The organism is Microcella alkaliphila (genome assembly GCF_002355395.1).
Taxonomy (GTDB): Bacteria; Actinomycetota; Actinomycetes; order Actinomycetales; family Microbacteriaceae; genus Microcella; species Microcella alkaliphila_A.
This window is the reverse complement of sequence record NZ_AP017315.1, coordinates 238,769-263,464: the sequence shown is the minus strand read 5'-3', so window position 1 is coordinate 263,464 and position 24,696 is coordinate 238,769. Positions and strand designations below refer to the sequence as shown.

22 protein-coding genes and 3 tRNA genes are annotated in these 24,696 nt (G+C 68.0%); 12 read left to right on the top strand and 13 right to left on the bottom strand.

Features of this window, described 5'->3' with window-relative positions:
- The first annotated feature begins 10 nt into the window (after positions 1-10).
- Positions 11-1,705: an aldehyde dehydrogenase family protein gene (locus CPY97_RS01240; protein ID WP_096420130.1), complete on the top strand. Its 1,695-nt coding sequence runs from the start codon at positions 11-13 to the stop codon at positions 1,703-1,705.
- 4 nt (positions 1,706-1,709) lie between these two features.
- A complete protein-coding gene (locus CPY97_RS01235; protein ID WP_096420128.1) occupies positions 1,710-3,455 on the top strand; it encodes an FAD-dependent oxidoreductase in 1,746 nt (581 codons plus the stop codon).
- On the opposite strand, the gene CPY97_RS01230 is transcribed toward CPY97_RS01235, so the two are convergent.
- The 3 genes from CPY97_RS01230 to CPY97_RS01220 all read right to left on the bottom strand — a co-directional run bounded on the left by CPY97_RS01230 (position 3,452) and on the right by CPY97_RS01220 (position 7,141).
- Complete coding sequence (locus tag CPY97_RS01230) at positions 3,452-5,707, bottom strand: heavy metal translocating P-type ATPase (RefSeq protein ID WP_096420126.1); 2,256 nt, start codon at positions 5,705-5,707, stop codon at positions 3,452-3,454. The genes CPY97_RS01235 and CPY97_RS01230 overlap by 4 nt on opposite strands.
- A gap of 46 nt (positions 5,708-5,753) precedes the next feature.
- Positions 5,754-6,722, bottom strand: a complete 969-nt coding sequence (locus CPY97_RS01225; RefSeq protein ID WP_150129156.1) for a WD40/YVTN/BNR-like repeat-containing protein — start codon at positions 6,720-6,722, stop codon at positions 5,754-5,756.
- 62 nt (positions 6,723-6,784) lie between these two features.
- Positions 6,785-7,141, bottom strand: a complete 357-nt coding sequence (locus CPY97_RS01220; RefSeq protein WP_096420122.1) for a heavy-metal-associated domain-containing protein — start codon at positions 7,139-7,141, stop codon at positions 6,785-6,787.
- Here CPY97_RS01220 and CPY97_RS01215 point away from each other — a divergent pair.
- The gene (locus CPY97_RS01215; protein WP_161494034.1) at positions 7,140-7,748 is read left to right on the top strand and encodes a Brp/Blh family beta-carotene 15,15'-dioxygenase; all 609 of its coding nucleotides are present in this window, start codon (positions 7,140-7,142) and stop codon (positions 7,746-7,748) included. The genes CPY97_RS01220 and CPY97_RS01215 overlap by 2 nt on opposite strands.
- Here CPY97_RS01215 and CPY97_RS01210 read toward each other — a convergent pair.
- Positions 7,730-7,813, bottom strand: a tRNA-Leu gene (locus CPY97_RS01210). The genes CPY97_RS01215 and CPY97_RS01210 overlap by 19 nt on opposite strands.
- Positions 7,814-7,988: 175 nt before the next feature.
- Between CPY97_RS01210 and CPY97_RS01205 the strand changes: the two genes are divergently transcribed.
- From CPY97_RS01205 to pknB, 7 genes are all read left to right on the top strand, one after another.
- Positions 7,989-8,693: an FhaA domain-containing protein gene (locus CPY97_RS01205; protein WP_096420120.1), complete on the top strand. Its 705-nt coding sequence runs from the start codon at positions 7,989-7,991 to the stop codon at positions 8,691-8,693.
- Entirely contained in the window at positions 8,690-9,241 is a 552-nt protein-coding gene (locus CPY97_RS01200) for an FHA domain-containing protein FhaB/FipA (protein ID WP_096420118.1), read from the top strand. Before CPY97_RS01205 ends, CPY97_RS01200 begins: the two co-directional genes overlap by 4 nt.
- Before the next feature lie 6 nt (positions 9,242-9,247).
- Positions 9,248-10,492, top strand: coding sequence for a Stp1/IreP family PP2C-type Ser/Thr phosphatase (locus CPY97_RS01195; RefSeq protein WP_096420116.1), 1,245 nt, complete (start codon positions 9,248-9,250; stop codon positions 10,490-10,492).
- Positions 10,493-10,529: 37 nt separating this feature from the next.
- The gene (locus tag CPY97_RS01190; RefSeq protein WP_231924112.1) at positions 10,530-11,921 is read left to right on the top strand and encodes an FtsW/RodA/SpoVE family cell cycle protein; all 1,392 of its coding nucleotides are present in this window, start codon (positions 10,530-10,532) and stop codon (positions 11,919-11,921) included.
- Positions 11,914-13,368: a peptidoglycan D,D-transpeptidase FtsI family protein gene (locus CPY97_RS01185; RefSeq protein WP_096420113.1), complete on the top strand. Its 1,455-nt coding sequence runs from the start codon at positions 11,914-11,916 to the stop codon at positions 13,366-13,368. The genes CPY97_RS01190 and CPY97_RS01185 overlap by 8 nt, the downstream gene beginning before the upstream one ends.
- Positions 13,365-15,125, top strand: a complete 1,761-nt coding sequence (locus tag CPY97_RS01180) for a protein kinase domain-containing protein (protein ID WP_096420111.1) — start codon at positions 13,365-13,367, stop codon at positions 15,123-15,125. Before CPY97_RS01185 ends, CPY97_RS01180 begins: the two co-directional genes overlap by 4 nt.
- A 124-nt stretch (positions 15,126-15,249) precedes the next feature.
- On the top strand, positions 15,250-16,980 hold the full coding sequence (gene pknB / locus CPY97_RS01175; protein ID WP_096420109.1) for a Stk1 family PASTA domain-containing Ser/Thr kinase: 1,731 nt from the start codon (positions 15,250-15,252) through the stop codon (positions 16,978-16,980).
- Between the two features lie 14 nt (positions 16,981-16,994).
- On the opposite strand, the gene CPY97_RS01170 is transcribed toward pknB, so the two are convergent.
- Genes CPY97_RS01170 through CPY97_RS01165 form a run of 3 tightly spaced genes read right to left on the bottom strand, consistent with a single transcriptional unit; the run spans position 16,995 to position 18,643 of the window.
- Positions 16,995-17,651 carry an anthranilate synthase component II gene (locus CPY97_RS01170; protein WP_231923990.1) on the bottom strand — a complete coding sequence of 219 codons (657 nt, stop codon included), beginning with the start codon at positions 17,649-17,651 and terminating at the stop codon, positions 16,995-16,997.
- Entirely contained in the window at positions 17,648-17,806 is a 159-nt protein-coding gene (locus CPY97_RS13520) for a hypothetical protein (protein WP_173826848.1), read from the bottom strand. The genes CPY97_RS01170 and CPY97_RS13520 overlap by 4 nt, the downstream gene beginning before the upstream one ends.
- A gap of 9 nt (positions 17,807-17,815) precedes the next feature.
- A complete protein-coding gene (locus CPY97_RS01165) occupies positions 17,816-18,643 on the bottom strand; it encodes a class E sortase (RefSeq protein WP_231923989.1) in 828 nt (275 codons plus the stop codon).
- A gap of 86 nt (positions 18,644-18,729) precedes the next feature.
- On the opposite strand from CPY97_RS01165, the gene CPY97_RS01160 reads away from it, so the two are divergent.
- Positions 18,730-18,972: a cell division protein CrgA gene (locus CPY97_RS01160; RefSeq protein WP_096420105.1), complete on the top strand. Its 243-nt coding sequence runs from the start codon at positions 18,730-18,732 to the stop codon at positions 18,970-18,972.
- Between the two features lie 103 nt (positions 18,973-19,075).
- Here CPY97_RS01160 and CPY97_RS01155 read toward each other — a convergent pair whose 3' ends face one another.
- Positions 19,076-19,924, bottom strand: coding sequence for a rhomboid family intramembrane serine protease (locus CPY97_RS01155; protein ID WP_096420103.1), 849 nt, complete (start codon positions 19,922-19,924; stop codon positions 19,076-19,078).
- Complete coding sequence (locus CPY97_RS01150; protein ID WP_096420101.1) at positions 19,921-20,463, bottom strand: peptidylprolyl isomerase; 543 nt, start codon at positions 20,461-20,463, stop codon at positions 19,921-19,923. Before CPY97_RS01150 ends, CPY97_RS01155 begins: the two co-directional genes overlap by 4 nt.
- Before the next feature lie 127 nt (positions 20,464-20,590).
- Between CPY97_RS01150 and CPY97_RS01145 the strand changes: the two genes are divergently transcribed.
- A complete protein-coding gene (locus CPY97_RS01145) occupies positions 20,591-21,151 on the top strand; it encodes a hypothetical protein (protein WP_096420099.1) in 561 nt (186 codons plus the stop codon).
- Positions 21,152-21,350: 199 nt separating this feature from the next.
- On the opposite strand, the gene CPY97_RS01140 is transcribed toward CPY97_RS01145, so the two are convergent.
- The 4 genes from CPY97_RS01140 to gyrA form a co-directional block, all read right to left on the bottom strand.
- Positions 21,351-21,423, bottom strand: a tRNA-Ala gene (locus tag CPY97_RS01140).
- A 103-nt stretch (positions 21,424-21,526) separates the two neighbouring features.
- A tRNA-Ile gene (locus CPY97_RS01135) sits at positions 21,527-21,600 on the bottom strand.
- Positions 21,601-21,684: 84 nt separating this feature from the next.
- A complete protein-coding gene (locus tag CPY97_RS01130; RefSeq protein ID WP_096420097.1) occupies positions 21,685-22,092 on the bottom strand; it encodes a DUF3566 domain-containing protein in 408 nt (135 codons plus the stop codon).
- A complete protein-coding gene (gene gyrA / locus CPY97_RS01125; RefSeq protein ID WP_096420095.1) occupies positions 22,089-24,659 on the bottom strand; it encodes a DNA gyrase subunit A in 2,571 nt (856 codons plus the stop codon). Before gyrA ends, CPY97_RS01130 begins: the two co-directional genes overlap by 4 nt.
- Positions 24,660-24,696 lie beyond the last annotated feature (37 nt).

The window sequence follows — 24,696 nt, the reverse complement described above, 5'->3', positions numbered from 1 at the left end:
AGGAGACCCGTTGTCTGACCCCGCACTAGACGACGATCTCGCCGCTCTGCGCGCGGGCGCGGCCCGCTGGGTGGCGCTGCCACTCGGCGAAAAGCGGGGGCTGCTGCGGCAGGTCCGGGCCGCAACTCTGGCGATTGCCGCCGACTGGGTTGCCGCCGCGTGCGCGGTCAAAGACGTCGACCCGCGCTCCCCCGCCGCCGGCGAGGAGTGGTCAAGCGGACCGTACGCACTCATCACGATGACGAGCGCGCTCGAGAAGACGCTCAAGCTCATCGAGAAGGGTCGCTCGCCCCTCGACGAGGTCAACATCACTGGCGCTCCGGGAGGGCGCCTCGCCGTCGCCGCCTTCCCGTATCTGCCGAAGGATGTAGTGCTGAGCGGTTACGAGGCCCATGTGTGGTTGCGACCCGGCCTCGACCTCGACGTCATTCGCGACGGTGTCGCAAGAGCGCTTCGCGACCCACATCGCGAGCCCCGAGTGACCGTTGTTCTGGGCGCAGGCAACGTCAGCGGCATCCCCGCACTCGATGTTCTCAACGCCCTCTACGGCGAGGCGAGCGCGGCGATCGTGAAGCTCAATCCCGTGAACGCCCGCCTCGCCCAGGCACTTGAGGCAGCGTTCGCCCCGCTCATCGACCTCGACCTGGTGCGCATCACGATCGGCGGCGCCGATGTCGGCCAGGCGCTCGTGCAGCACACGCTCGTCGACGCCGTCCACATCACCGGGAGTCGCGTGACACACGACGCGATCCTGTTCGGCACGGACGACGATGCGGAACGACGGCGCGCCGCCGGCGAGCGCCTCCTCACGAAGCCCATGACGAGCGAGCTGGGCGGGGTGGGCCCGGCAATCGTCGTGCCCGACGATGCGTGGACCGACGACGAACTCGATGCCGCCGCCCGCCACCTCGCCACGCAGCGCCTCCACAACTCCGGCTTCAACTGCGTCGCGACACAGATCGTCGTGATTCCCGCCCACTGGGCGCGCGCTGATGAGTTCGTCGAGGCCATACGCGACTACGTGCGCGATGCTCCCCCGCGGCGGGCATACTATCCGGGCGCCTCGCAGCGCCAGCTCGCCGCCTTCTCCGCGCATCCCGACGCCAGCGTCTTGGGTGGCGACCCGGAGGCTCCGCGCACGCTTATCGACCACCTCGACCCCGAGAACTCCGACGAACTCATGTTCACGACCGAAATCTTCGGCCCCGTTCTCGGCGTCGTCCGGCTGTCGACTGACGCCGGCCCCGCCAGCTTCCTGGATGCTGCGGTCACCTTCTGCAACGATCGGCTGGCGGGCACGCTCGGCGCCGGTATCGTCGCCCACCCCCGCACGATGGGCCAGCTCGGCAACCGGTTCGAGTGGGCCGTGGCGAACCTGCACTACGGCACCATCGGCATCAACAGTTGGGTCGGGCCGCTGTTCGGAATGCCCGCGGCGACGTGGGGCGCCTACCCCGGTCACACCCCGGAGGACGTGGGCAGCGGCATCGGCGTCGTGCACAACGCGCTCTTGCTCGACCCCGAGCACGTCGAGCGCACGGTGGGTCGCGGGCCCTGGCAGGCCTGGCCGACGCCGCTCTGGTTTGTCGACAACCGCACGGCACACGTGACCGCGCGGCGACTCACGCGCTTCGCGGGCATCGACTCGTGGGCGATCGCGGCGCCGCTCGGCGCCGCCGCGGTCGACAGCTACCGGAAGGGGTAAGGCGGTGAGCAGGCCGGAGCGGCACTACGACGTCATCGTCATCGGCTCGGGCTTCGGCGGTTCGGTCGCCGCGCTCCGCCTCGTCGAAAAGGGGTACTCGGTCGCCGTGCTCGAGGCGGGCCGACGCTTCGCCGACGACGAGTTCGCGCGCACCAGCTGGGATGTGCGGAAGTTTCTGTGGGCGCCCGCGGTCGGCTGCCTCGGTATCCAGCGCATCCACGTTCTCGGCGATGTGATCATCCTCGCCGGCGCGGGCGTCGGGGGCGGATCCCTCGTCTACGCGAACACTCTGTACCGACCGCGGTCCGACGCGTTCTTCCGCGACCGCCAGTGGGCACACATCACCGACTGGAAAGCCGAGCTCGACCCGTACTACGACCAGGCGAGCCGCATGCTGGGGGTCGTCGAGAACCCCACCATCACCCCCGCCGACGAGGTCATGCAGAAGGTCGCCGCCGACATGGGCGTGGTTGACAGTTTCCGCCGCACTCCCGTCGGCGTGTTCTTCGGCGAGGGCGCCGGCGTCGACAGCCCCGACCCCTACTTCGGCGGCGCGGGGCCCGCGCGCACCGGCTGCCGCGAGTGCGGCGAGTGCATGACCGGCTGCCGCCACAATGCCAAGAACACCCTCGTGAAGAACTACCTGCACTTAGCCGAGAGCGCCGGGGCAGACGTCGTCGAGCGCACGACGGTGACCCGGGTGCGCCCGCTGCCGGATGGCGGCTATGAGCTGCTCACCCGAACGACCGGGCCCGGCCCGGGCGGCGAGCGCCGGTGGAGCGCCGGGCAGGTGGTGGTCGCCGCCGGCGCCTGGGGCACGCAGCAGCTGTTGCACGCCGCGAAGGTACACGGCGACCTGCCTCACCTCTCCGACGGACTCGGCGAATTGACCCGCACCAACTCAGAAGCACTCGGCGGAGCCACGACCCGCTGGCGTCACCGCACAGAGGTCGACTTCACCCGCGGCGTCGCCATCACCTCGTCCATTCACGTCGACGAGCAGACCCACATCGAACCCTGCCGCTACGGCGACGGTTCGAACCTCATGGCATTGCTCGCGACCGTGATGGTCGACGGCGGCGGGCGCGTGCCCCGATGGCTCCGCTGGCTCGGTCAGGTGGTGCGCCACCCCGGCCGGGTCGGGTCGATTCTGTTCGGTATCGGTTCCTGGTCAAACCGCTCGATCGTCGCCCTTGTCATGCAGACGCGCGACAACTCGCTCACGGTGATGGCCACGCCGAAGCGCCGCGGCCGGGTGAAACTCCGCAGTAGGCAAGGCCATGGTGAGCCGAACCCAACCTGGATTCCCCTGGCCAACGCCGCGTACCGGCGCATGGCCGAGCACATGCGGGGCTTCCCCGAGTCGGGAATCGGGGAGGTCGTCGAAGTACCCATGACCGCCCACTTCCTGGGCGGCGCACCGATCGGCGACTCGCCCGAGAGCGGCGTGGTCGACGCCTACCACCGCGCGTTCGGGCACGACGGCCTCCACATCGTCGACGGTTCGACGATCTCGGCGAACCTCGGCGTGAACCCATCCCTCACGATCACCGCGCAGGCCGAGCGGGCGTTCGCGCTCTGGCCGAACACGGGCGAGGCGGATGCTCGTCCCGCTCTCGGCGCCGCGTACGTTCCCGTCGCGCCCGTGGCGCCTCGCTCCCCGGTCGTGCCGTCGGACGCCCCAGCGGCGCTGCGGCTACCCAACGGCCCCGTCGTTCTCGGGATGCCCGCCGTGCGCCCCGGCGCCTAACGCGGCTCGGGCGCGAAGCTGCGCAGTCGCAGCGAATTGCCGAGCACGAACAGGCTTGACACCGCCATCGCGAGAGCGGCAAGCACCGGGCTGAGCAGACCCATCATCGCCACGGGAATCGCGGCGGTGTTGTAGCCGAAGGCCCAGAACAGGTTGCCGATGATCGTGCGCAGGGTGCGCCGAGCGAGGCGGACGGCGTCGGGCACGAGCGAGAGGTCGCCCGAGACGATGGTCAGGTCGCTGGCGGCCATCGCCGCGTCGGTTCCCGACCCCATCGCGATGCCGAGGTCGGCGGCCGCGAGCGCCGCAGCATCGTTGACGCCGTCGCCGAGCATCGCGACGACGTGCCCGTCGGCCTGCAGCCCGCGGATCGCCTCCAGCTTGCCGACCGGCGTCACCCCCGAGCGCACATCGTCGATGCCGAGCTGCTCCGCCACGCGTGCCGCTGCTCCGGCATTGTCGCCCGTCAACAGCACGGGGGTGAGCCCGAGCGCGCGAAGCCGGGCAATCGTGGCTCCGGCCTCGGGCCGCACCGCGTCGGAGATGGCGATGAGGCCCGCGTACGCACCGTCGATCGCGACCGCGACCACGGTCATCCCGTCGTTTTCGCGGTGCGCGATGTCGGCGCGCACGTCGTCGCCCACCTCGACCGACCACGCACTCGTGAGCCAGTCGGCGCGACCGACGGCGACAGCCCTGTCGTCGACGACGGCCGAGACGCCGGCGCCGTCGTGGGCCTGGAAGCCCTCGACCGCGCCCGTCGCGGCGCCGGCTTCGCGGGCCGCCTCGACGATGGCGGCGGCGACGGGATGCACGCTGCCGCTTTCGGCGCCGGCGGCGGCCGCCAGCACCCGCTCCTCCGCGATGCCGGCGGCGGGCAGCACCGCGGTGACGCGCATCCGGCCGGTGGTGAGCGTTCCCGTCTTGTCGAGCACGATGGTGTCGACCCGGCGGGTCTGCTCAAGCACCTCGGGGCCACGAATCAGAATGCCGAGCTGCGAGCCGCGGCCCGTTCCGACCAGCAAGGCGGTCGGGGTAGCAAGGCCGAGCGCGCAGGGGCAGGCGATGATCAAGGTGGTAACGGCCGCGGTGAAGGCTTGCTCGATTGTTCCGCCGAACAGGAGCCAGCCGAGCAGAGCCAGCAGCGAGAGCACCATGACCACCGGGACGAAGATTGCGGACACGCGGTCGGCGATGCGCTGCACCCGCGCCTTGCCGGTTTGCGCCTCCTCCACGAGGCGCCCCAGCCGCGCCAGCTCAGTGTCGGCACCGATGCGCGTCGCCTCGACGGTGATGACGCCGGGGCCGACGTTGACGGTGCCCCCGACGACGCGCGCGTCGACAGCCACCTCGACGGGCTTGCTTTCGCCGGTCATCACGGATGTGTCGACAGCGGTCGCCCCGTCGCGCACGAGTCCGTCGGTGGCAATCGTGTCGCCGGGCCTCGCGATGAACCGGTCACCGACGACCAGCTGGTCGACGGCGACACGCGTCTCGACGCCATCTCGCAGCACGGTCGCGTCGGTCGCCGACAGCTCGAGCAGGGCGCGCAAAGCCTCACCGCTCGCGCGCTTCGCCTTCGCTTCGAGATAGCGGCCCGCGAGCATGAACGCCGTCACCGCCGCCGCGACCTCGAGGTAAATCTCGTGCGAGCCGGTATCGGGGCTGCCGAAGAGCTGAAGGCTCATGACCATGCCGGTCATGCCGGCCTCACCGAAGAACAGCGTGTAGAGGCTCCACCCGAACGCCGCCCCGACGCCGACGGAAATCAGAGTGTCCATCGTGGCGGTGCCGTGGCGAGCGTTCATGAACGCCGCACGGTGGAACGGCCACGCACCCCACACCGCAACGGGGGACGACAACGCCAACACGAGCCACTGCCAGTTCGGGAATTGCAGCGGCGGCACCATCGACAGCACGAGCACGGGCACCGTCAGAGCGACCACAATCGCCAGCCGACGTCGCGCATCGGCGAGGGGATCGGGGGCGTCGCCCTGCGCAGTGGATGCGCGTGCCTCGCTCGGCGGCGCCACCGGCGTCGCGCTGTAGCCCGCCTTCTCGATGGCGGCGACAAGCTCGTCGATCGTCGGGAGAGCGTCAGCGTCATCGGCAAGCGTGACGGTTGCCTTCTCGGTGGCGTAGTTGACGCTCGCCGTCACGCCGCCCAGCCGTGACAGGCTGCGCTCAACGCGACCTGCACACGCCGCGCACGTCATGCCGCCGATCTCGAGCTGAAGGGGTGCCGTGGTCATGGCCCCATTGTGACATACCCCGGTGGGGTACTCCAGTGAGCTCTGGCTACCAGTCGAGGGTGACCATGAGCGTGAGCGTCTCGCCCCCGTCGTTGCTCACGAACACGCCGTCTGCCGTCGCGACATAGATGACCTCGCCGCTCTTGCCGAGCGCGAGGTCTGCAGGCACCGCGGCCAGAGCGCCGAACTGCTGCCAGCGGTCGCCGTCGGTCGAACTCCACAGAGCCCCCGCCGAGTCGACGCCCACGATGCGCCACTCTTTCGTGCCGACCGGCGGCGTGGCGACGAGTTGCAGAGCGGGCGCAGCCTCGGGCTCGAGAAAGGTGCGGCCCCGGTCCGTGCTGACCTTGAGACCCACCGGAGTAACCGCGACGAGAGTCGATCCGTCGCTGGTGAACGCCAGCGATGTCGCACCGATCACTGCTCCCTTCTGCCACGATTCTCCGCCGTCGGGGCTGTAGAAGAGCGTGTTACTGACCGTGTCGGCGGCGGCGATGATGGCGTCGGCTGCCGTCGGTCCGGCCGCGGTGATCGCGTGGAAGTCGACTTCGCCGGTCAGGGCGAAGGGCGCCCACTCGCCCGACTCGGTGTCGCCCACCCAGAGACCCAGCCGCTCGTCGGCGCTGACCTCCGGATCGTTCGGGTGACCACTGATGAGAACGCGGGCTCCCAGTCGCTGGTAGCTCTTGACGTCGTCGATGCGGTCGCCCAGCAACGTGGTGGACCGAGCGACCGTATCGGTGTCGGTGTCGGGCAGGGTCGCCACGTAGATGCCGCGATCGGTGGCGACGCGAATCACTCCCGCGGTCTCGTCGATGTCGAGGGCGGCGATCCGCGTCGGAAGAACGTCGGCCTGCTCCGGCGCGGACGCCTGCTCGGGGGCCGCGGCCACATCGGCCTGCACGGGCGCGTCGGCACCCTCGCTGATCGCCGTCGCGCACCCCGACAGCAGCAACGCTGCTGCGCCGAGGAGGGCGGCGGCGCGCGTGCGCGCGCGCAAAAGATGGGGTGTCATAACCGATTCAGAGTAATCGACCGAACCGGATTCGCAGAATCAGTTGGCGAGGAAACCCCAGGTCAGCGGCCAACGATCTCGTAGCCGGCATCCGCGATCGCGGTGCGCAGAGCATCCGCCTCGATGGGATGCGTGGCCTGAACGGTGACCCGGGACGCACCCTGAGCGTTCAGGTCAACGGCCACGTTCACGACGCCGTCGAGAGCGCTCACCTCCTCGGTGACGCTTGCAACGCAGTGACCGCAGGTCATGCCGCTCACGAGGAACGAGGCTTCGACCCCCGTGGCCGAGGCGGCGCCCGTCGTCGCCTCCGTATCGGCGGCCCCGTGGCCGCACCCACAGCTTCCGCCACCACAGCAGCCGCCACCCCCCTGTCCGAGCAGGTTGAGGCCGGGCTGCGCCGAAAAGTTGTCGTTCATGCTTCCAGTGTCGCATACCCCAGAGGGGTACACGAATCGCAGCACTCAGGAAACGCGCGGCGCCCATGAGGCGAGGGGTATCGACTACTACCGCGACGCGCAGGCCCGCATCGCCGCATCACCGGTCGTCCAGCTGCACCTGGGGGTGACCGTTGTGGGAGTCGAGGCCGTGCCCGGCGCCGACCACCCGCGTGAAGCTCGACTCCGCGTGCACACCACAGCGGGTGTGATCGCCGCACTTCTCGCCCTTACGACGCCGCCGCTCGTGTTCTTCATCGTCCACTTCTGTCTGCTGCACTCGGCGCGCCACCTTCGCGAAGGCTTCCGGGATGAACGCGGCACGCTCCCGAGGCGGACCACCATCGCGATCGTGGTCGCCGCGACGGCCGGCCCCCTGCTCGTCGCCCTGGGTGTGCTGGCCGCGACGACCGGGCCGGGCGCCCTCGACGAGCGGCTCCTGCAGCTCGTCTTCATGGGCCTCGCGGCGCTGACCGTGCCGCACATGATCGTGGTCGCCCTCGGCGACCGAGCGCTGGCCAGAAACGACGAAACCGCCCCGATCCGTGAAAGATCGAGACGGTTATCTCGTGCGCGAGGGGGGACTTGAACCCCCACGCCCTTGCGGGCACTGGCACCTGAAGCCAGCGCGTCTGCCAATTCCGCCACTCGCGCGAGACGGCGCATACGCGCCATCAACCTGGCGAGATTATCACAGCGGGCGGCACCCGATCGCACCGCCCGGTAGCGGCGGATCCGCCCAGAAAGCGCCGGTGAGCATCCCCGATTCGGCCAGCGGTCACGCGCGCCGACTAGCATCGGTACGTCCGCAGGCTGAGGGAGGACGCACGTGGGGCTTCTCGATAGCTTCGAGCGCGGCTTAGAGCGCGTCGTCGGTGGCGCCTTCGCAAAGACCTTCAAGTCGGGCGTACAGCCGGTCGAGATCGCCGCCGCTCTGCGCCGCGAACTCGACACGAAGGCCGCCGTCGTCGCCCGTGACCGCATTCTCGTGCCCAATCGCTTGACCGTGCGGCTGGCTCCCGCCGACCACGATCGGATGACCGCGCTCGGCGAGGCGCTCAACGATGAGCTCACGCAACTCGTGCAGCGGCACGCCACAGCGCAGCGGTACACCTTCCCCGGCGGAATCCGCATCGCCCTCGAGCGCGACGGTTCGCTCAGTGAGGGCGTCCTGCGCGTCAGTTCCGAGTCGGTGAAGGGGCGCGTGACGTGGGTCGCCGTGCTCGACATCGACGGGCAGCGACACCGACTGACGAAGGGGCGCACGGTCATCGGCCGCGGCTCCGAAGCCGACATCACCGTCGACGACCCGGGCACCTCGCGCAAACACGTCGAGATTGCGTGGGACGGCGCCAACGGGCAGGTCACCGACCTCGGTTCGACAAACGGCTCGCGCCTGAACGGTGAGCCCGTCGCACGCGCCGTGCTGCAACCGGATAGCGTGATCGAGATCGGGCGCACGCGCATCCTGTACCGGGTGCTGGCGCAGTCCGACGATGCCGCTGATCGCACCACCCGAGGAGGCGCTCTGTGAGCGAGTTGACGCTGCTGCTCTTGCGCGTCGGGTTCCTCATCCTGATGTGGGCGCTCGTGTTCGCCATCGTGTACGCGCTGCGCTCCGACCTGTTCGGGCAGAAGGTGCGCCGCATGCCGGCGGCGGCCCAACCCTCGCCGGCCGTCGCCCCCACCCCCACACCGGTGGCCGCAGCCGCGCCGACCCGCGACCTGTCGCCCGCACCGCGCAGCGGGCTCGGCGGCGTGGCGGGCGGTAACGACAGCGACGACGGCGAACCGGCCCGCCGTCTCGTGATCACGAGCGGCTCGAAGGAGGGAATCGAGCTCGAGCTCGACGGCGACCAGCTCACGATCGGCCGCTCGAGCGACTCGGGGCTCGTGATCCGCGACGACTACACCTCCACCCATCACGCCCGCCTCATGCTCTGGGACGGCAAGTGGATGGTGCAGGACCTCGACTCGACCAACGGCACGTTCCTCGGCGGCAAGCGGGTGAGCATCCCAACGCACGTGCCCCTCAACACCCCGGTCAGCATCGGCACGACGACGTTTGAGTTGCGACGGTAGGCGCCGATGACCGAGCGCACCGCGGCCGCCAGCCACGTCGGGCGGGTCCGATCCAACAACCAGGACTCGGGCTACGCCGGCACCCACCTCTTCGTTGTCGCCGACGGGATGGGCGGGCACGCGGGCGGTGACGTCGCGAGCGCGCTCGCGATCCAGGCGATCGCCCAGACGGATGCGCGGTTCGACACCGCAGAGGAGGCGCGCGACGCGCTCGAGCAGGCGCTGCTCACGGCAAACGGTGAGCTCGCAGAGACGGTGTTCGAGCATCCCGAACTGACCGGGATGGGAACCACCGTGAGTGGCCTCGTGCGGGTTGGCGAGCGGATGGCTCTCGCGCACATCGGAGACTCGCGCATTTACCTGTTGCGTGACGGCGAGTTCACGCAGGTCACGAAAGACCACACCTTCGTGCAGCGCCTCGTCGACTCCGGCCGCATCACTCCCGAAGAAGCCGCCGAGCACCCGCGGCGCTCCGTGCTCATGAGGGTGCTCGGAGACGTCGACATCTCGCCCGAGATCGACACCGATGTGCTTGAGACGATGCCCGGCGATCGCTGGTTGCTGTGCTCGGACGGGCTGAGCGGCTACGTCGACGACGAGCGCATCGCCGAGATCCTCACGGAGAACGCCGACGCCGAGGCCGCCGTCGATGCGCTCATTCAGGCGAGTCTCGACAACGGCGCACCCGACAACGTGACGGTACTGGTCGTCGGAGTGGACGACGACGAGTCCAGCGGCGTCTCCTCGCCAATCATGGTCGGATCGGCCGCGAAGCCGCTGAGCTTCCGCCCGGTCGAGGAGAAGCGCGCCTCGAAGAGCCTGCCGCAGCTGCTGCTGCACCCGCTCAAGCCGACGCCCGACCCCGAAGACGAGCACTTCGAACCCGAGAGCGAAGAGTTCCTCCGCGAACTCATCGCGGAGGACCGCCGGCGCAAGATTCGTCGGCGCGTCACATGGAGCGTCGGCCTCGTCCTCATCATCAGCCTCATCGCGGCGGCCCTCACCGCGGGTTATCAGTGGACGCAGACGCGCTTCTTCGTGGGCGAAGTCGACGGCCGGGTCGCCATCTTCCAGGGCGTGCAGCAGAACGCCGGCCCGATCCCGCTGTCGAGCGTGTACCAGGAGACAAGCATCGACTTGATGGCGCTCACGCCCTTTAGCCGCAATGCCGTCGAGCAAACCATCAGCGCCGACGACCTGATCGATGCGCTCGCGATCATCGAAAGGCTGCGTCGTGAAGCCGAACGATGACACCGCGCCCGTCGGGCAGGCGGCCCCGACCGGCGCGATCGACGCTCCCCGTGCATCCGCGCCATTCACCGAGGCGATTCGCATCAGGCTAAAAACGCCATCGAAGCTGCGCAATCTCGAACTCGCGCTGCTCGTGCTCGCTCTCGCCGTCAGCGGCGGAGCGATTGCGCTCGTGCAGCTGGGGGCGATCGGCGAGCTCGATCAGACCGTCATCACCTACGGCGCGGGTCTCGCCGTGATCGTGATCATCATGCACCTCGCCCTGCGCGTGGTCGCACCCGATGCCGACCCGTTCATCCTGCCGATCATCACCACGCTCAACGGGCTCGGCATCGCCATGATCTACCGCCTCGACATCGCCAAGGGCTTCGAGGGCTGGTCGAGCGCCGGCGTTCGGCAGATGGCCTGGACAGCCCTGGCAATGGTGATCGCGCTGGTCGTCGTGGTCGTCGTGCGCAACCACCGCGTCCTCGCCCGCTACCGCTACCTTGCGCTCTTCATCGGCATCGGCCTGCTGCTGCTGCCGCTTGCGCCCGGCATCGGCCAAACCATCAACGGCGCGCGCGTGTGGATCGCCGTCGGCCCGTTCTCGTTCCAGCCGGGCGAGCTCGGCAAGATCGCGCTCGCGATCTTCTTCGCCGGCTACCTGATGACGGCGCGCGACTCGCTCTCGATCGTAGGCAGCAAGGTGCTCGGGATGCGCCTTCCGCGCGCTCGCGACCTCGGCCCACTGCTCGTCGCGTGGGCCGCGGCGATGGGCGTCTTGGTCTTCCAGCGCGACCTCGGAACCGCGCTGCTGTACTTCGGCCTGTTCCTCGTGATGTTGTACGTCGCAACCGGTCGGCTCAGCTGGATTCTGTTGGGCCTCGGGCTCTTCGTCGGCGGCGCTCTCATCGCCCGCGACGCGCTGGGGTACGTGCGCGGCCGGTTCGATGCGTGGCTCGACTCGTTCAACCCGGAAATCTATGACGCTGTCGGTGGCAGCTACCAGTTGGTGCAGGGTCTGTTCGGGCTTGCCGACGGCGGCCTCATCGGAACCGGACTCGGCCGCGGCCGTCCCGACATCGTTCCGCTGGCCGAAAGCGACTACATCGTCGCGAGCCTCGGTGAGGAACTCGGGCTCGTGGGCCTGTTCGCGATCCTCGCCCTCTACCTCTTGCTGGTCGCCCGGGCCTACCGCATCGGCTTCAACGGAACCGACGACTTCGGGCGCCTGCTGGCCGTGGGGCTCGGCTTCCTTGTCGCACTGCAGGTCTTCGTCGTGATCGGCGGCGTAACCCGCGTGATTCCGCTCACGGGACTGACGACGCCGTTCCTTGCGGCCGGCGGATCGTCGCTCATGGCGAACTGGATCATCGCCGCGCTACTGCTGCGCCTCAGCGACTCGGTGCGACACCAGCCACGATTGGTGGTGGACGACGATGCATAAGCAATTGCGTCACATCAGCGTCGCGACGCTCGCCATGTTCCTCGCGCTGTTCGTCTCGCTCAGCGTCATCCAGGTGTTCGCCGTCGACGAGTTGCGCGCCGACGGGCGCAACGTGCGCACCCTGTTCGCGAGCTACTCCGCCGAGCGCGGCCCGATTCTCGTGGCGGGCGAGCCCATTGCGCAGTCGCGCCCCGTCGACAACGAGTTCCGCTTCCTCCGTGAGTATCTCGAGCCCGAGCTGTATTCGGCGGTCACCGGCTACTTTTCGCTCAATCAGGGAACGACCGGCATCGAGTCGGCCTACAACGACTTCCTCACGGGAACCGCGAACGAGCAGTTCCTCGATCAGCTGAGCGCGCTCGTGACAGGCCAAAGCCCTCGCGGTGCGGCCGTGGAGCTCACGATCGACCCGGCCGTCCAGCAGGCCGCGTTCGACGCGATGGGAGACCTGCGCGGGTCCGTCGTCGCGATCGAGCCGTCCACCGGGCGGATCCTCGCCATGGTCTCCACTCCCGGCTTCGACCCGAACCGGCTGTCGGCGCACCGCACGTCGAGCGTTATCGATGCGTACAACGAACTCATCACCGATCCGCTCCGGCCGCTCAACAATCGCGCGATCGGCGGCGACCTGTACTTCCCGGGCTCGGTGTTCAAGGTGCTCGTCACTGCGGCCGCGATCGATTCCGGCGAGTTCAACCCCGACAGCGAGTTCCCGAACCCGCCGCGGCTACAGTTGCCGCTGTCGACGAACGTGATCAGCAACGCGGAGGGCGGAAACTGCGGTGGGCAGGAAACGGTCACCCTCGCGACGTCGCTGCGGCTGAGCTGCAATATCCCCTTCGCCGAACTCGCGCTGGAGCTCGGGCAAGACGAGCTGGCCGAGTACGCCGAGCGCTTCGGCTTCGGGCAGACGATCGCCGTTCCGATGAACGCGACGCCGAGCCAGTACCCCGAGAACCTCGACGATGCCCAGCTGATGCTGACGGGCTTCGGCCAGTACGACGTGCGCGTCACCCCCCTCCAGATCGCGATGATCAGTGCGGCCATCGCCAACGGCGGCGAGCTCATGCAGCCGACGCTGCTCGATCGCATCATCGCTCCCGACCTGTCGACCGTTCAAGAGTCAGAGCCTGAGGTCTTTGCCCAGCCGATCAGCCGCGGAACCGCGACGACGCTCACCCGGATGCTCGTCGACGGCGTCTCGGACGGCGTTGCGTTCAACGCGGCGATCCCCGGCGTGGAGGTTGCGGGCAAGACGGGCACCGCGGAGAACGGTGCGGGGCAACCCTTCACACTGTGGTTCACCGGTTTCGCGCCGGCGGACAATCCGCAGGTGGCGGTGGCGGTCGTCGTGGAGGACGGCGGCGGGCAGGGCCAGAATGCTTTTGGTAATCAAGTCGCGGCTCCCATTGCGCGACAGGTCATGGAGGCGGTGCTGAACAGATGAGACCCACCAGCGGGCTCACATTCGGAGGGCGTTACCAGTTGCTCTCTCGCGTGGCGATCGGCGGCATGGGCGAGGTGTGGCAGGCGACCGACCAGGTCATCGGCCGAACCGTCGCCATCAAGATCCTGAAGGACGAGTACCTGGGTGACCCGGGGTTCCTCGAGCGTTTCCGCGCGGAGGCGCGTCACGCGGCCCTCGTCAACCACGAGGGCATCGCCAACGTCTACGACTACGGCGAGGAGGAGGGCAGCGCCTTCCTCGTCATGGAACTTGTTCCCGGCGAAGCGCTCTCGACGATCCTGGAGCGCGAACGCACCCTCTCGAGCGATCAGGTGCTCGACATCGTCGCGCAGACGGCATCCGCGTTGCACGCCGCCCACCAGGCTGGGCTCGTTCACCGCGACATCAAGCCCGGCAACCTGCTGATCACGCCCGACGGCCGTGTCAAGATCACCGACTTCGGCATCGCCCGCATCGCCGACCAGGTGCCCTTGACCGCGACGGGTCAGGTAATGGGCACCGTGCAGTACCTGTCGCCCGAGCAGGCGAGCGGTCAGTCCGCCAGCCCGTCGACCGACGTGTACTCGCTCGGCATTGTGGCGTACGAGGCCCTTGCTGGCCGTCGTCCGTTCACCGGTGAATCGCAGGTCGCCATCGCGATGGCGCAGATCAACGATGCGCCGCCCGAGCTTCCCGTCTCGGTCCCCGAGCCGGTGCGCAACCTCGTCATGTCGGCGATCGCGAAGAAGCCGGCCGAGCGTCCCGCGAGTGCTCAGCACTTCGCGCGGGCCGCACAGGCCCTGCGTCGCGGGGACGTCGGCGGCGCGGCCGCGATCGTTCCCGCCGTCGCCGGACTTGCCGCCACCGAGGTGCTCGATGCGACCCGGGTCATGCCGAGTGCTGCGGGCAACGATGAAACCACGCGCGTGCTGCCGAGCATGGGCGCCGGGGCCGCCGCCGGCGCCGCCGCTGCCGGCGCTGCCGCGGCGAAGAAGAAGCGCAGCCCCTGGACCTGGCCGCTCATCGCGCTCATCGGACTGCTCGTCGTGCTGATCATCGGCGCCATCATCGCCGTGCTCGCGCAGCCGAGCGACGAACCGATCGAGCCGCCAGCGTCTCCCACTCCGACGGTGACGGACGCGAGTCCCGAGCCCAGTGACGAGCCGGAGGAGATCCGCATCACGGAGGAGGAATTCCTCGGACTCAGCCGCGACGAAGTGCAGCGCCGCTTCGACGAGCTGGGGTTGATCCTCGACGCACAGGACGGAAACCCCGCACCCAGCCAAGACCAGGTCGGCCTGTCGTACCGCATCAACCAAACGGGCCTGGTCACGGAAGGCCAGACGATCCGCGTGACGTTCTACACGGCGGTACCTACGCCTCCGCAACCGGCGAATCTCGCGATCAACCCCGGGAGCGGCCCCTACATCGGTGGGTCGACCGTCACGCTGTCGTGGCCCTCGTACACGAGTTGTCCCGCCGGCTTCACACTGTCGGGCTACAACGTCACCCTGGTCGGCGGTACACCCCAGCAAAGCAACCCGATTCCCGCCGGGACGAACAGCCTGCAGGTTCGGCTCGACAACGGCGGCCAGTTGAGAGTGACGTACATCGCCCTGTGCGGTGATCTGCAGTCCGAGAGGTCGAACGAGCTCGCGGTTCCGATTCAAGAGCCAGCGCCGAGTCCGAGCCCGACGCCGAGTCCGAGCCCGACGCCGAGTCCGAGCCCCGACGCCGAGTCCGAGCCCCGACCCTGACGACGAGGAATAGCGGCGGGCGTTACCGAGCCGATACCGCTCCGGGAGGACCCGGAGCGGTGGTGAGCCGCGCATCCGCCTACACTCACTAACGACGATTTCCCCCGCAACGAAACGGACCCCGATGGACAGCACCACCCCCGGCACCCGCCTGATCGCGGGCCGCTACGAGCTCGGTGCGCTCATCGGCCGCGGGGGCATGTCCGACGTGCACATCGCGACGGATGCCCGGCTCGGCCGCCGTGTCGCCGTCAAGCTCTTGAAATCGTCGCTCGCCTCCGACCCGGTGTTCCGCACCCGATTCCGCCAGGAGGCTCAGGCCGCCGCACGTATGGCGCATCCCACGATCGTCCGCGTGTTCGATGCCGGCGAAGAGGTGCGGCGCGAGGCCGACGGGAGCGAAACGGTCATCCCGTTCATCGTCATGGAGCACGTCGACGGGCGCCTTTTGAAAGACATGGTGCTCGACGGTCCGCTGCCCGCGGCCGAGGCGTCGCAGATCATCGAGCAGGTGCTGACCGCGCTCGAGTATTCGCACCGGGCGGGTGTCGTGCACCGCGACGTGAAGCCCGGCAACATCATGGTGACCGCCACCGGCCAGGTGAAGGTCATGGACTTCGGTATCGCCCGCGCGATCTCCGACTCGTCCGCGACGGTCGCGCAGACCTCCACGATCCTCGGCACGGCGCAGTACTTCTCGCCCGAGCAGGCCCGCGGCGAAACCGTGGATGCTCGCACCGACCTCTACTCGACGGGCGTCGTGTTGTTCGAGCTGCTCACGGGGCGCCCGCCCTTCCGAGGTGACTCGCCCGTCGCCGTCGCCTACCAGCACGTGAGTGAGGTTCCGCCGACGCCGAGCAGCCTGAACCCTGCCGTCTCGCCGGCCCTCGACGCCGTTGTCATGCACGCCCTCGCAAAAGACCGATTCCAGCGCTTCCAAACGGCAGCGGAGTTTCGGGCCGACCTCTCGGCTGCCGCGGCCGGACAAGTCCCGCCGCGCCGCACCGACTCAGACAACGACCCGACGATGTCGCTGTTCGGCGTCAACCCGCAGGCGACCGCCGGAACGGAGGCCGCCATGCGGCAGCTGACCATCGACGATGACGACCGCCGTACACGCACGCAGAGCCGACCCCCCGTCGCCTGGATCTGGTCGGGCATCGTCGTCGTCGCCGTGCTGATCGCCGCCGTACTCTTCTGGGCGTTCACCCTCGACCGCGACGGAGGGCTCGTCGGAACCGTTGCCGTCGAGGTGCCCGACGTGGTGGGTCTCGCTTTCGAAGACGGTGAGGCGATTCTTATCGACGAGAACCTGCGGGTGTCCGCCATCCAGGAGACGGGAACGGCCGAGGATGAAGGCCTGATTCTGCGCACCGAGCCGAGTCCCGGCATCTCGGTGTCGCCGGGTCAGGAGATCCGCGTCTTCGTGTCCTCGGGCGCCGCACGCGTGCAAATGCCCGACGTACGCAACCTCGACATCGCCGCCGCGACGGCGCAAATTGAGTCGCGCGGTCTCGTGGTCGGCACGGTCACGAGCGAGAACTCGGGCACGATTCGTGCGAACGTCGTCATTCGCACCGACCCCGACACCGGTGTTCAGCTGCGCGAGGGCGACATCGTGAACCTCACGATCTCTAACGGCCTCGTGTCGGTTCCCGACCTGCGCAACCTCCCCATCGGGGACGCGACGGCGCAGGCCCGCAACCTTGGGCTTCAAGTGACGGTGCAGGCCGACGGCGGCTGCCAGGGCGCCATCGTCGTCGGGCAGTCTCTCCCGCCGGGCGACCAACCACAGTCGTCGCCGATCACCCTCGTGTACTGCAGCGGAGCGGCCGGGGGCGGCAGCGACGGCTGACGCTCGAGAAGTCGCTACGCGCCCGCAGCCGCGTCGCTCGACATGAGCGGGCTCAGGCCGCGGGCGGTCTCAGCCGCCTCGGGAAGTCCCGCCTCAGCGAGCCAGTTGCCGAGCATCCGGTAGCCGCCTTCGGTGAGCACCGACTCGGGGTGGAACTGCACGCCGTGAACGGGCGCGGAACGATGCCGCACTCCCATGATGACGCCGCCCTCCGTGCGCGCCGTGACGACCAGGTCGTCGGGCACCGTTCCGTCGACGACCGCGAGCGAGTGATAGCGCGTGGCGCGGAAGCTCTCGGGCACACCGTCGAACAGCGCATCCCCGTCGTGCACGACCTGCGACGTCTTGCCGTGCATGAGCTCTTCGGCGTGCGTGACGACGCCTCCGAGCGCCTCCGCGATCGCCTGATGGCCCAGGCACACCCCCAGAAGGGGCTTGGCGGCGGCGATGGCGGCGTGTACAGCGGCGATTGAGATACCCGCCTCGGCGGGGTTACCGGGGCCGGGCGAGACGAGCACCGCGTCGTAGTCGGCGATGAGCTCGGCCACAGCGTCAGTGGAGACGGCGTCATTGCGCAACACCGTTGTTTCGGCGCCGAGCTGCTGCAGGTACCCGTCGAGCGTGTACACGAAGCTGTCGTAGTTGTCGATGACGAGAACGCGCACGGTCACTGCTCCACGGTGGATTCTTGGGGAAGGAAGGTGTCGGCCGCCCAGGGGAACACCCATTGAACGAGAGCGGCGAGCACTGCGGTGGCGAGCACGAGAAGGATGATCACCCGCACCCAGGGGGGTCCGGGCAGGATACGCCAGAGGGCTGCGTACATGTGCGGCGCCTAACCGATCGTCGGCGCTGCGGCCGCCTGCGTCAGGCCCGAGATCTCAGCCGGGGGGCCATCCTCGCGCGGGTACCAGGTCTCGAACACGGCGTAGGCGATGATGCGTTCGGCCGCCGAGAATCGCGGGTTGCAGCTGGTGAGCGTCAGGTAGCGCTCGTTCGCCTCGACCTGCGGCGCTTGCGGTACAGGCTCAAGCACCTGTACAGCCGTCGGCCACACGTATTCGAGGTTCCGGAAAACGTACTCGTACCAGCCGTCTCGGGTCTCGACGTAGATCCGGTCACCCACGCGGAGTTCAGCGATATCGGCGAAGGGAGCCCCGTAGGTGGTGCGGTGAGCGGCGAGGGCCACGTTGCCGAGCTCCCCCGGCATCTGCGTCTCCATGTAATGCCCAACACCGAGACGCGGGTTGTTCAGGACCGTCTGAAGGTCGACACCCGAGGCGATCGTGCGCACGTAGCTGTCGCCGAAGCGCGGAACGATGAGCGTGCCAAAGGCCTCCCCCTCGGGAGGGGCGGCGGTGACGGCGGGCTCGCCCGGTTCGCGCGGTTCGCTCGGCTCGTCAGGTGACTCGGCCCTGTCGCGTTCGAACTCCGCGCGCAACTGCTCTTGCACCTCGGAGGCGGCGTTTTGCTGTTGGGCGCCGGCGATGATGTCGTTCAGCCACACGTACCAGCCGAGAAAGAGCATGACGACGACACCGGCGGTGATGAGTAGCTCCCCGAACACTCCCACGACACTGAGTCGGCGTCGCGAACGCCCAGGACGCATCCGGCGCCCGTCGCGTGGACGGTACGCCGCATCGTTCGGGATGCTGTCGGTCACCGCTTCATTGTAGGCGCGCGACCTTTACGCGGCCCGGCCCCGAGCATCCACGAAATTGGCGGGCTGTGCCGGGTAGACTGCGGGGCATGGCACGGACGACTGCGCGCGACGCTGAGAACCCCAACAACGCCCGCAGCGGCGCCGACGCCCCCAACCCGGTGTGGTTCAAGCCGGTGATGTTCGGCTTCATGCTGCTTGGCCTCATCTGGATCATCACCTACTACGTGAGCGCGTCGGCGTTACCGATTGCGGCGATCGGCCCGTGGAACATCATGGTCGGCTTCGGCATCATGTTCATCGGCTTCTTGATGACCACTCGCTGGCGCTAGCCGCGCTTCTCCACGGCTGCGCAATCACCCCCGAAAAGGGGGTGGAATGACACGGCTGTGATTCTTATCCCCACTGTGGATGGGGCTGTGGATAACCGTTCGCCTACCCGAGGCCGGAAAACCGCAGCACCGTACTGGCCACGAGCAGGGCGCCGAACACGGCGATGAGCACGCCCTGCAGCACCTGCTGGTCGCGCCTGCGGGTGCGCACCATGATGAGGGCGACGACCGCGCCACCGAGCAGGCCACCGACGTGCGCCTGCCACGAGATGCCGGGAACCACGAATCCCAGTGCCAGGTTGATGCCGAGAATCACCATGAGCTGCACGGTGTTGCCGCCCAGCCGTCGCTGGATGACGAAGAAGGCACCGAAGAGACCGAAGATCGCGCCGGATGCGCCCACCACGAACGTGAGCGGCGCCAGCCACAAGACGGCGACCGAGCCGGCGAAGGTGCTCACCACGTACACGACGAGGAACCGCGCTCGCCCGACGAGCTGTTCCAGCAGAGGGCCCAGCACGAACAGGGCGTACATGTTGAACAGGATGTGGAAGAACGAACTTGGGCTGTGCACCAGGGCCACCGTCAGCATGCGCCACGGCTCGATGGGGGTGAGTGGTGGGGCGTATCCGAGCGCCCGCGTGACGGCGCCTCCCGTCACCAATTGCAGAACAAAGACGCCGAGGGTGATAGCGAGGATCGTGTAGGTGACGACGGGCGTCGCTCCACCGCGGCGGAATGCGCGAACGTACGCCGGCTTCTGTCTCGGCAGTGTGGAGCGCGCCTGCGCCACGCACTCGGGGCACTGCACGCCGACGGCGGCCGGCGTTTGGCACTCACCACAGACGGTGCGGCCGCACCGTTGGCACAGCACGAACGAGCGCCGGCCGGGGTGCCGGTAACAGACGTTCGGGTCGACGGCCTCCCCGGCGCCGGGCGCGGGTTCGGTCACGCGACCTCGGCGACCTCGATGCTGGTGATGACGACATCCTGCAGCGGCTTGTCGCGGCCATCGGTCGGCACGGCCTCGATGGCGTCGACGACCTTCTTCGACTCGTCGTCGGCGACGGCGCCGAAGATCGTGTGATTGCCGTTCAGCCAGGTGGTCGGCACCGTGGTGATGAAGAACTGCGAGCCATTGGTTCCTCGGCCACCACGCTTACCGGCGTTCGCCATGGCGAGCAGGTATGGCTCAGTGAACTGCAGCTCGGGGTGGATCTCGTCGTCGAATTCGTAGCCTGGTCCGCCGATTCCCTGACCGAGTGGGTCGCCCCCCTGCAGCATGAAGTCTTTGATGATGCGGTGGAAGATCACGCCGTTGTAGAGCGGGTCGGTGGTCTTCTGACCGGTCGCCGGGTGCGTCCATTCGATCTGGCCGGTGGCGAGCCCCACGAAGTTTGTGACGGTCTTCGGGGCGTGGTTGCCGTACAGGTTGACACGAATGTCGCCCTCGGTCGTGTGGATGGTTGCGACAGCGGTGTGAATCGACATGCCGCAATTCTGTCACGGTGCGGGATGCGCGCTTCCTGAGCATTCCGTCGGCGTCCGTTGGGGAAACTCCGAGTCAGTGAAAGGATGGAGCCGACATTTCGCCCGCCACCCACAAGGAGGACCGATCATGGGACTGTCTCGAAAGAGCCGCCGCAATCTGAAGAAGCTGCGCGGGGAGGCCGGTGACCTGTGGAGTGAACAGCGCGAGGTGCTCGACCACGCTGCCTCTGTGCTGAAGGAGGCGAGTCGCCAGGCGGGAGCGGTCGCCAAGCGCGACGTCGCACCCCGCGTGAAGACGACCTACGAGAAACGACTGCAGCCCGGGGTGGAGGCGGGTGTGGGCGCTGTCCGTTCTGCAGCCGACCACTCGCGGCAGACCTGGAACCGCGCGATCCTGCCGGCCGTGACCGGGGCGATCGGAGCCACGCTCGCCGTCATCGACGTTGCGCGCGATAACGGCCGCGTTGCGATCCGTGAGGCGTCACGCACCAGCCGCGAACTCGGCACGCGCGCCGGTCAGCGACTGGGCCTCGTCGAGGTGAAGCCGACCCCCGGCCCGGGTCGCTACATCGCGGTCGCCCTGGGCGTGATTGCCGTGGGTGCCGTCGCATACGCGGCCTACCAGACGCTGCGCGCCGACGACGACCTGTGGGTGGAGGACGAGCCCGTCGAGGCCCCCGTCGCCTAGACCCCTCATCGAACAAAGCCCCTCGGTTCACACCGGGGGGCTTTTTTCTTAGTCCGAGCGTGCGAGAGCGAAGGGCCGCGACCGCGCTCGTGGCCCGGAGCGCGCCGCGCCGCAGGAGCGGCGGCGCGGCCAGAAATCAACGCTGTGGAGCCTAGGGGAATCGAACCCCCGTGAACCGAATCAGGTTCACGCGTGTACGTGGAGCCTAGGGGAATCGAACCCCTGACCTCCTGCTTGCAAAGCAGGCGCTCTACCAATTGAGCTAAGGCCCCGGAGGGTTTCCAGTCTAGCCGTGGCCGCGGAGCGAGACGACCGCGCTCGTCTCGCGGGAGCGGGGTCGCGCCGCAGGAGCGGCGGCGAGACAGAAAATTGCAGTGGGGCTACCAGGACTTGAACCTGGGACCTCTTCGTTATCAGCGAAGCGCTCTAACCGCCTGAGCTATAGCCCCTCAGACCGGGGATGACTCTACACGACCCGGTCGCCTTCCCCCAATTCGGCGGGGCCGTCCGGGCCCGCCGCGTGGGGGTCGAGATTAGTTGTTGGTGAAGCCGACGAGCAGGCCGCCGGTGACCTTGACGCTGAGGTTGTACAGCAGCGCCGAGATCGCCCCGATGGCGGTCATCGCCACGAGGTTGATGATGCCGAGGATGATCGCGAACAGCATCACCTGGCCGAGTGAAAAGAGTTCGAGGATCCTCGGCGCATCGTCGCCGAGGATGTCGCCGAACAGTCCATCGATCTGTTCCAGGACACCCAGGCTTGAGACCACGACCCAGATGAAGAAGGCGGCGACGACGAGCACGATTGCGCCACACAGCGCGATGAGGAACGACAGCTTTACGGCCGACCAGAAGTCGATGTAAACGAGCTTCAGCCGGACCTGCTTGGCGCCCACGGTGCGCTGCGATTTACGCTGCAGCTTCTCGGCGACAGTACTCACGAGGCGGTGTCCTTCCCAGCGTCCGCAGCCGGGTCGGTTGCGGGTTCGGTGCCGTCGGTTGTGTCTACCGTATCGGCGTCGGTGCTCGCCAGATTTCGCTCACTGTTGCGCGCGATGGCGATGATGCGGTCGTCGTCGTCCGCGCGGGCGAAGACGACACCCATGGTGTCGCGGCCTTTTGCGGGCACTTCGGCCACCGAGGAGCGTACCACCTTGCCTCCGGCCATAACCACAAGAACCTCATCATTGTCGCCCACGATGAGGGCGCCGGCGAGGCCCCCGCGATCGTCGCTCAGTTTCGCCACCTTGATACCGAGGCCGCCGCGACCCTGAACGCGGTACTGGTCAACGGCGGTGCGCTTGGCATAGCCGCCCTCGGTGACGACGAAGACATAGCCGTCGTCGGTCACGACGTCGGCGGCGAGCAGTTCGTCATCGCCGCGGAATTTCATGCCCGTGACCCCCGCCGTCGACCGACCCATTGGGCGCAGGGCCTGGTCGTTCGCGGTGAAGCGCACCGACATTCCGGCGCGCGAGACGAGCAGGATGTCGCTGGTGTCGTCGGTGAGCATGGCCGACACGAGCTCGTCGCCCTCGCGCAGGTTGATGGCGATGATGCCGCCCGTGCGGTTGGTGTCGTACTCGACGAGCGCCGTCTTCTTGATTCGACCGCCGCGGGTTGCCAACACCAGGTAGGGCGCCGCCTGATAGTCGGGGATGTCGAGAATCTGGGCGATCTCTTCGTCGGGTTGCAGGGCGAGCAGGTTGGCGACGTGCTGGCCCTTCGCGTCGCGTCCGGCCTCCTGAATCTCGTAGGCCTTCAGGCGATAGACACGGCCCGTGGTTGTGAAGAACAACAGCCAGTGATGTGTTGTCGTGACGAAGAAGTGTTCGACGACGTCATCAGCGCGCAGCTGCGCGCCGCGCACGCCCTTCCCGCCTCGGTGCTGCGAGCGGTAATTGTCGCTGCGGGTGCGCTTGATGTAGCCACCTCGGGTGACGGTCACCACCATCTCTTCGACCGGGATCAGGTCTTCAACGCTCATGTCGCCGTCGAATCCGAACATGATCTCGGTGCGACGGTCGTCGCCATAGCGCGACACGATCTCGGTGAGCTCGTCGCTGATGATCTCGCGCTGGCGCTCGGGGCTCGCGAGGATCTCCTTGTAGTCGGCGATCAGACGCTCGAGCTCGTCGGCCTGCTCCTGAATCTTCTGCCGTTCGAGGGCCGCCAAGCGTCGCAGCTGCAGGTTCAGAATCGCGGTGGCCTGCAGTTCGTCGACGTCAAGCAAAGCCATCAGGCCGTCGCGCGCCTCTTCCGTGGTCTGCGAGCGGCGGATGAGCGCGATGACCTCGTCGAGAGCATCCAGTGCCTTCAGGTACCCGCGCAAAATGTGCGCGTCCGCCTCCGCCTTCTTCAGGCGGTACTCGGTGCGCCGGACAATGACCTCGACCTGGTGCTCCACCCAGTACGAGATGAACTGATCGAGCGTGAGCGTGCGGGGCACGCCGTCGACGATCGCGAGCATGTTCGCGCCGAAGTTGTCTTGCAGCTGCGTCTGCTTGTACAGGTTGTTCAACACGACACGAGCGACGGCATCCCGCTTCAAGACGATGACGAGACGCTGACCGGTGCGACCCGACGACTCGTCGCGGATGTCGGCGATGCCGGCAAGCTTGCCGTCCTTCACCAGGTCGGCGATCTTGATCGCCAGGTTGTCGGGGTTCACCTGGTACGGCAGCTCGGTGATGACGAGGCACGTGCGGTTCTGGATCTCTTCGACCGTGACGACCGCGCGCATGGTGATCGAGCCGCGGCCGGTGCGGTACGCGTCCTGGATACCCTTGACGCCGAGAATCTGCGCGCCCGTCGGGAAGTCGGGGCCCTTGACGCGCTGCAGGCACGCATCCAGCAGCTCCTCGCGCGATGCGTCAGGATTCGCCAGGTGCCAGAGGGCAGCGTCGGCCACCTCACGCAGGTTGTGCGGCGGAATGTTCGTCGCCATACCCACCGCGATGCCGACCGACCCGTTGACAAGCAGGTTCGGGAAGCGGGAGGGAAGAATGGACGGCTCCTGCGTGCGACCGTCGTAGTTGTCGTGGAAGTCGACGGTCTCCTCGTCGATGTCGCGCACCATCTCCATGGCGAGCGGGGCCATCTTCGTCTCGGTGTACCGAGGGGCGGCAGCGCCGTCGTTGCCGGGTGAGCCGAAGTTTCCCTGACCCGCGGCGAGTGGGTAGCGCATCGACCACGGCTGCACGAGGCGAACGAGCGCGTCGTAGATCGCCGAGTCGCCGTGGGGGTGGAACTGCCCCATGACGTCGCCGACGACGCGCGAACACTTCGAGAACGCCTTGTCGGGGCGGTAGCCGCCGTCGTACATCGCGTATAGCACGCGGCGGTGCACGGGCTTCAGGCCATCGCGCACGTCAGGCAACGCTCGCCCGACGATGACGCTCATCGCGTAGTCGAGGTACGACCGCTGCATCTCGAGCTGCAGGTCGACCTGCGTGATGCGGCCGCCGGCGCCGAAGTCCTCGTCGGTAGCGGTGGGCTCGTCAGCCATCGGATTCCTTTGCGTGGTGATGTTGGGGATGCTCGGT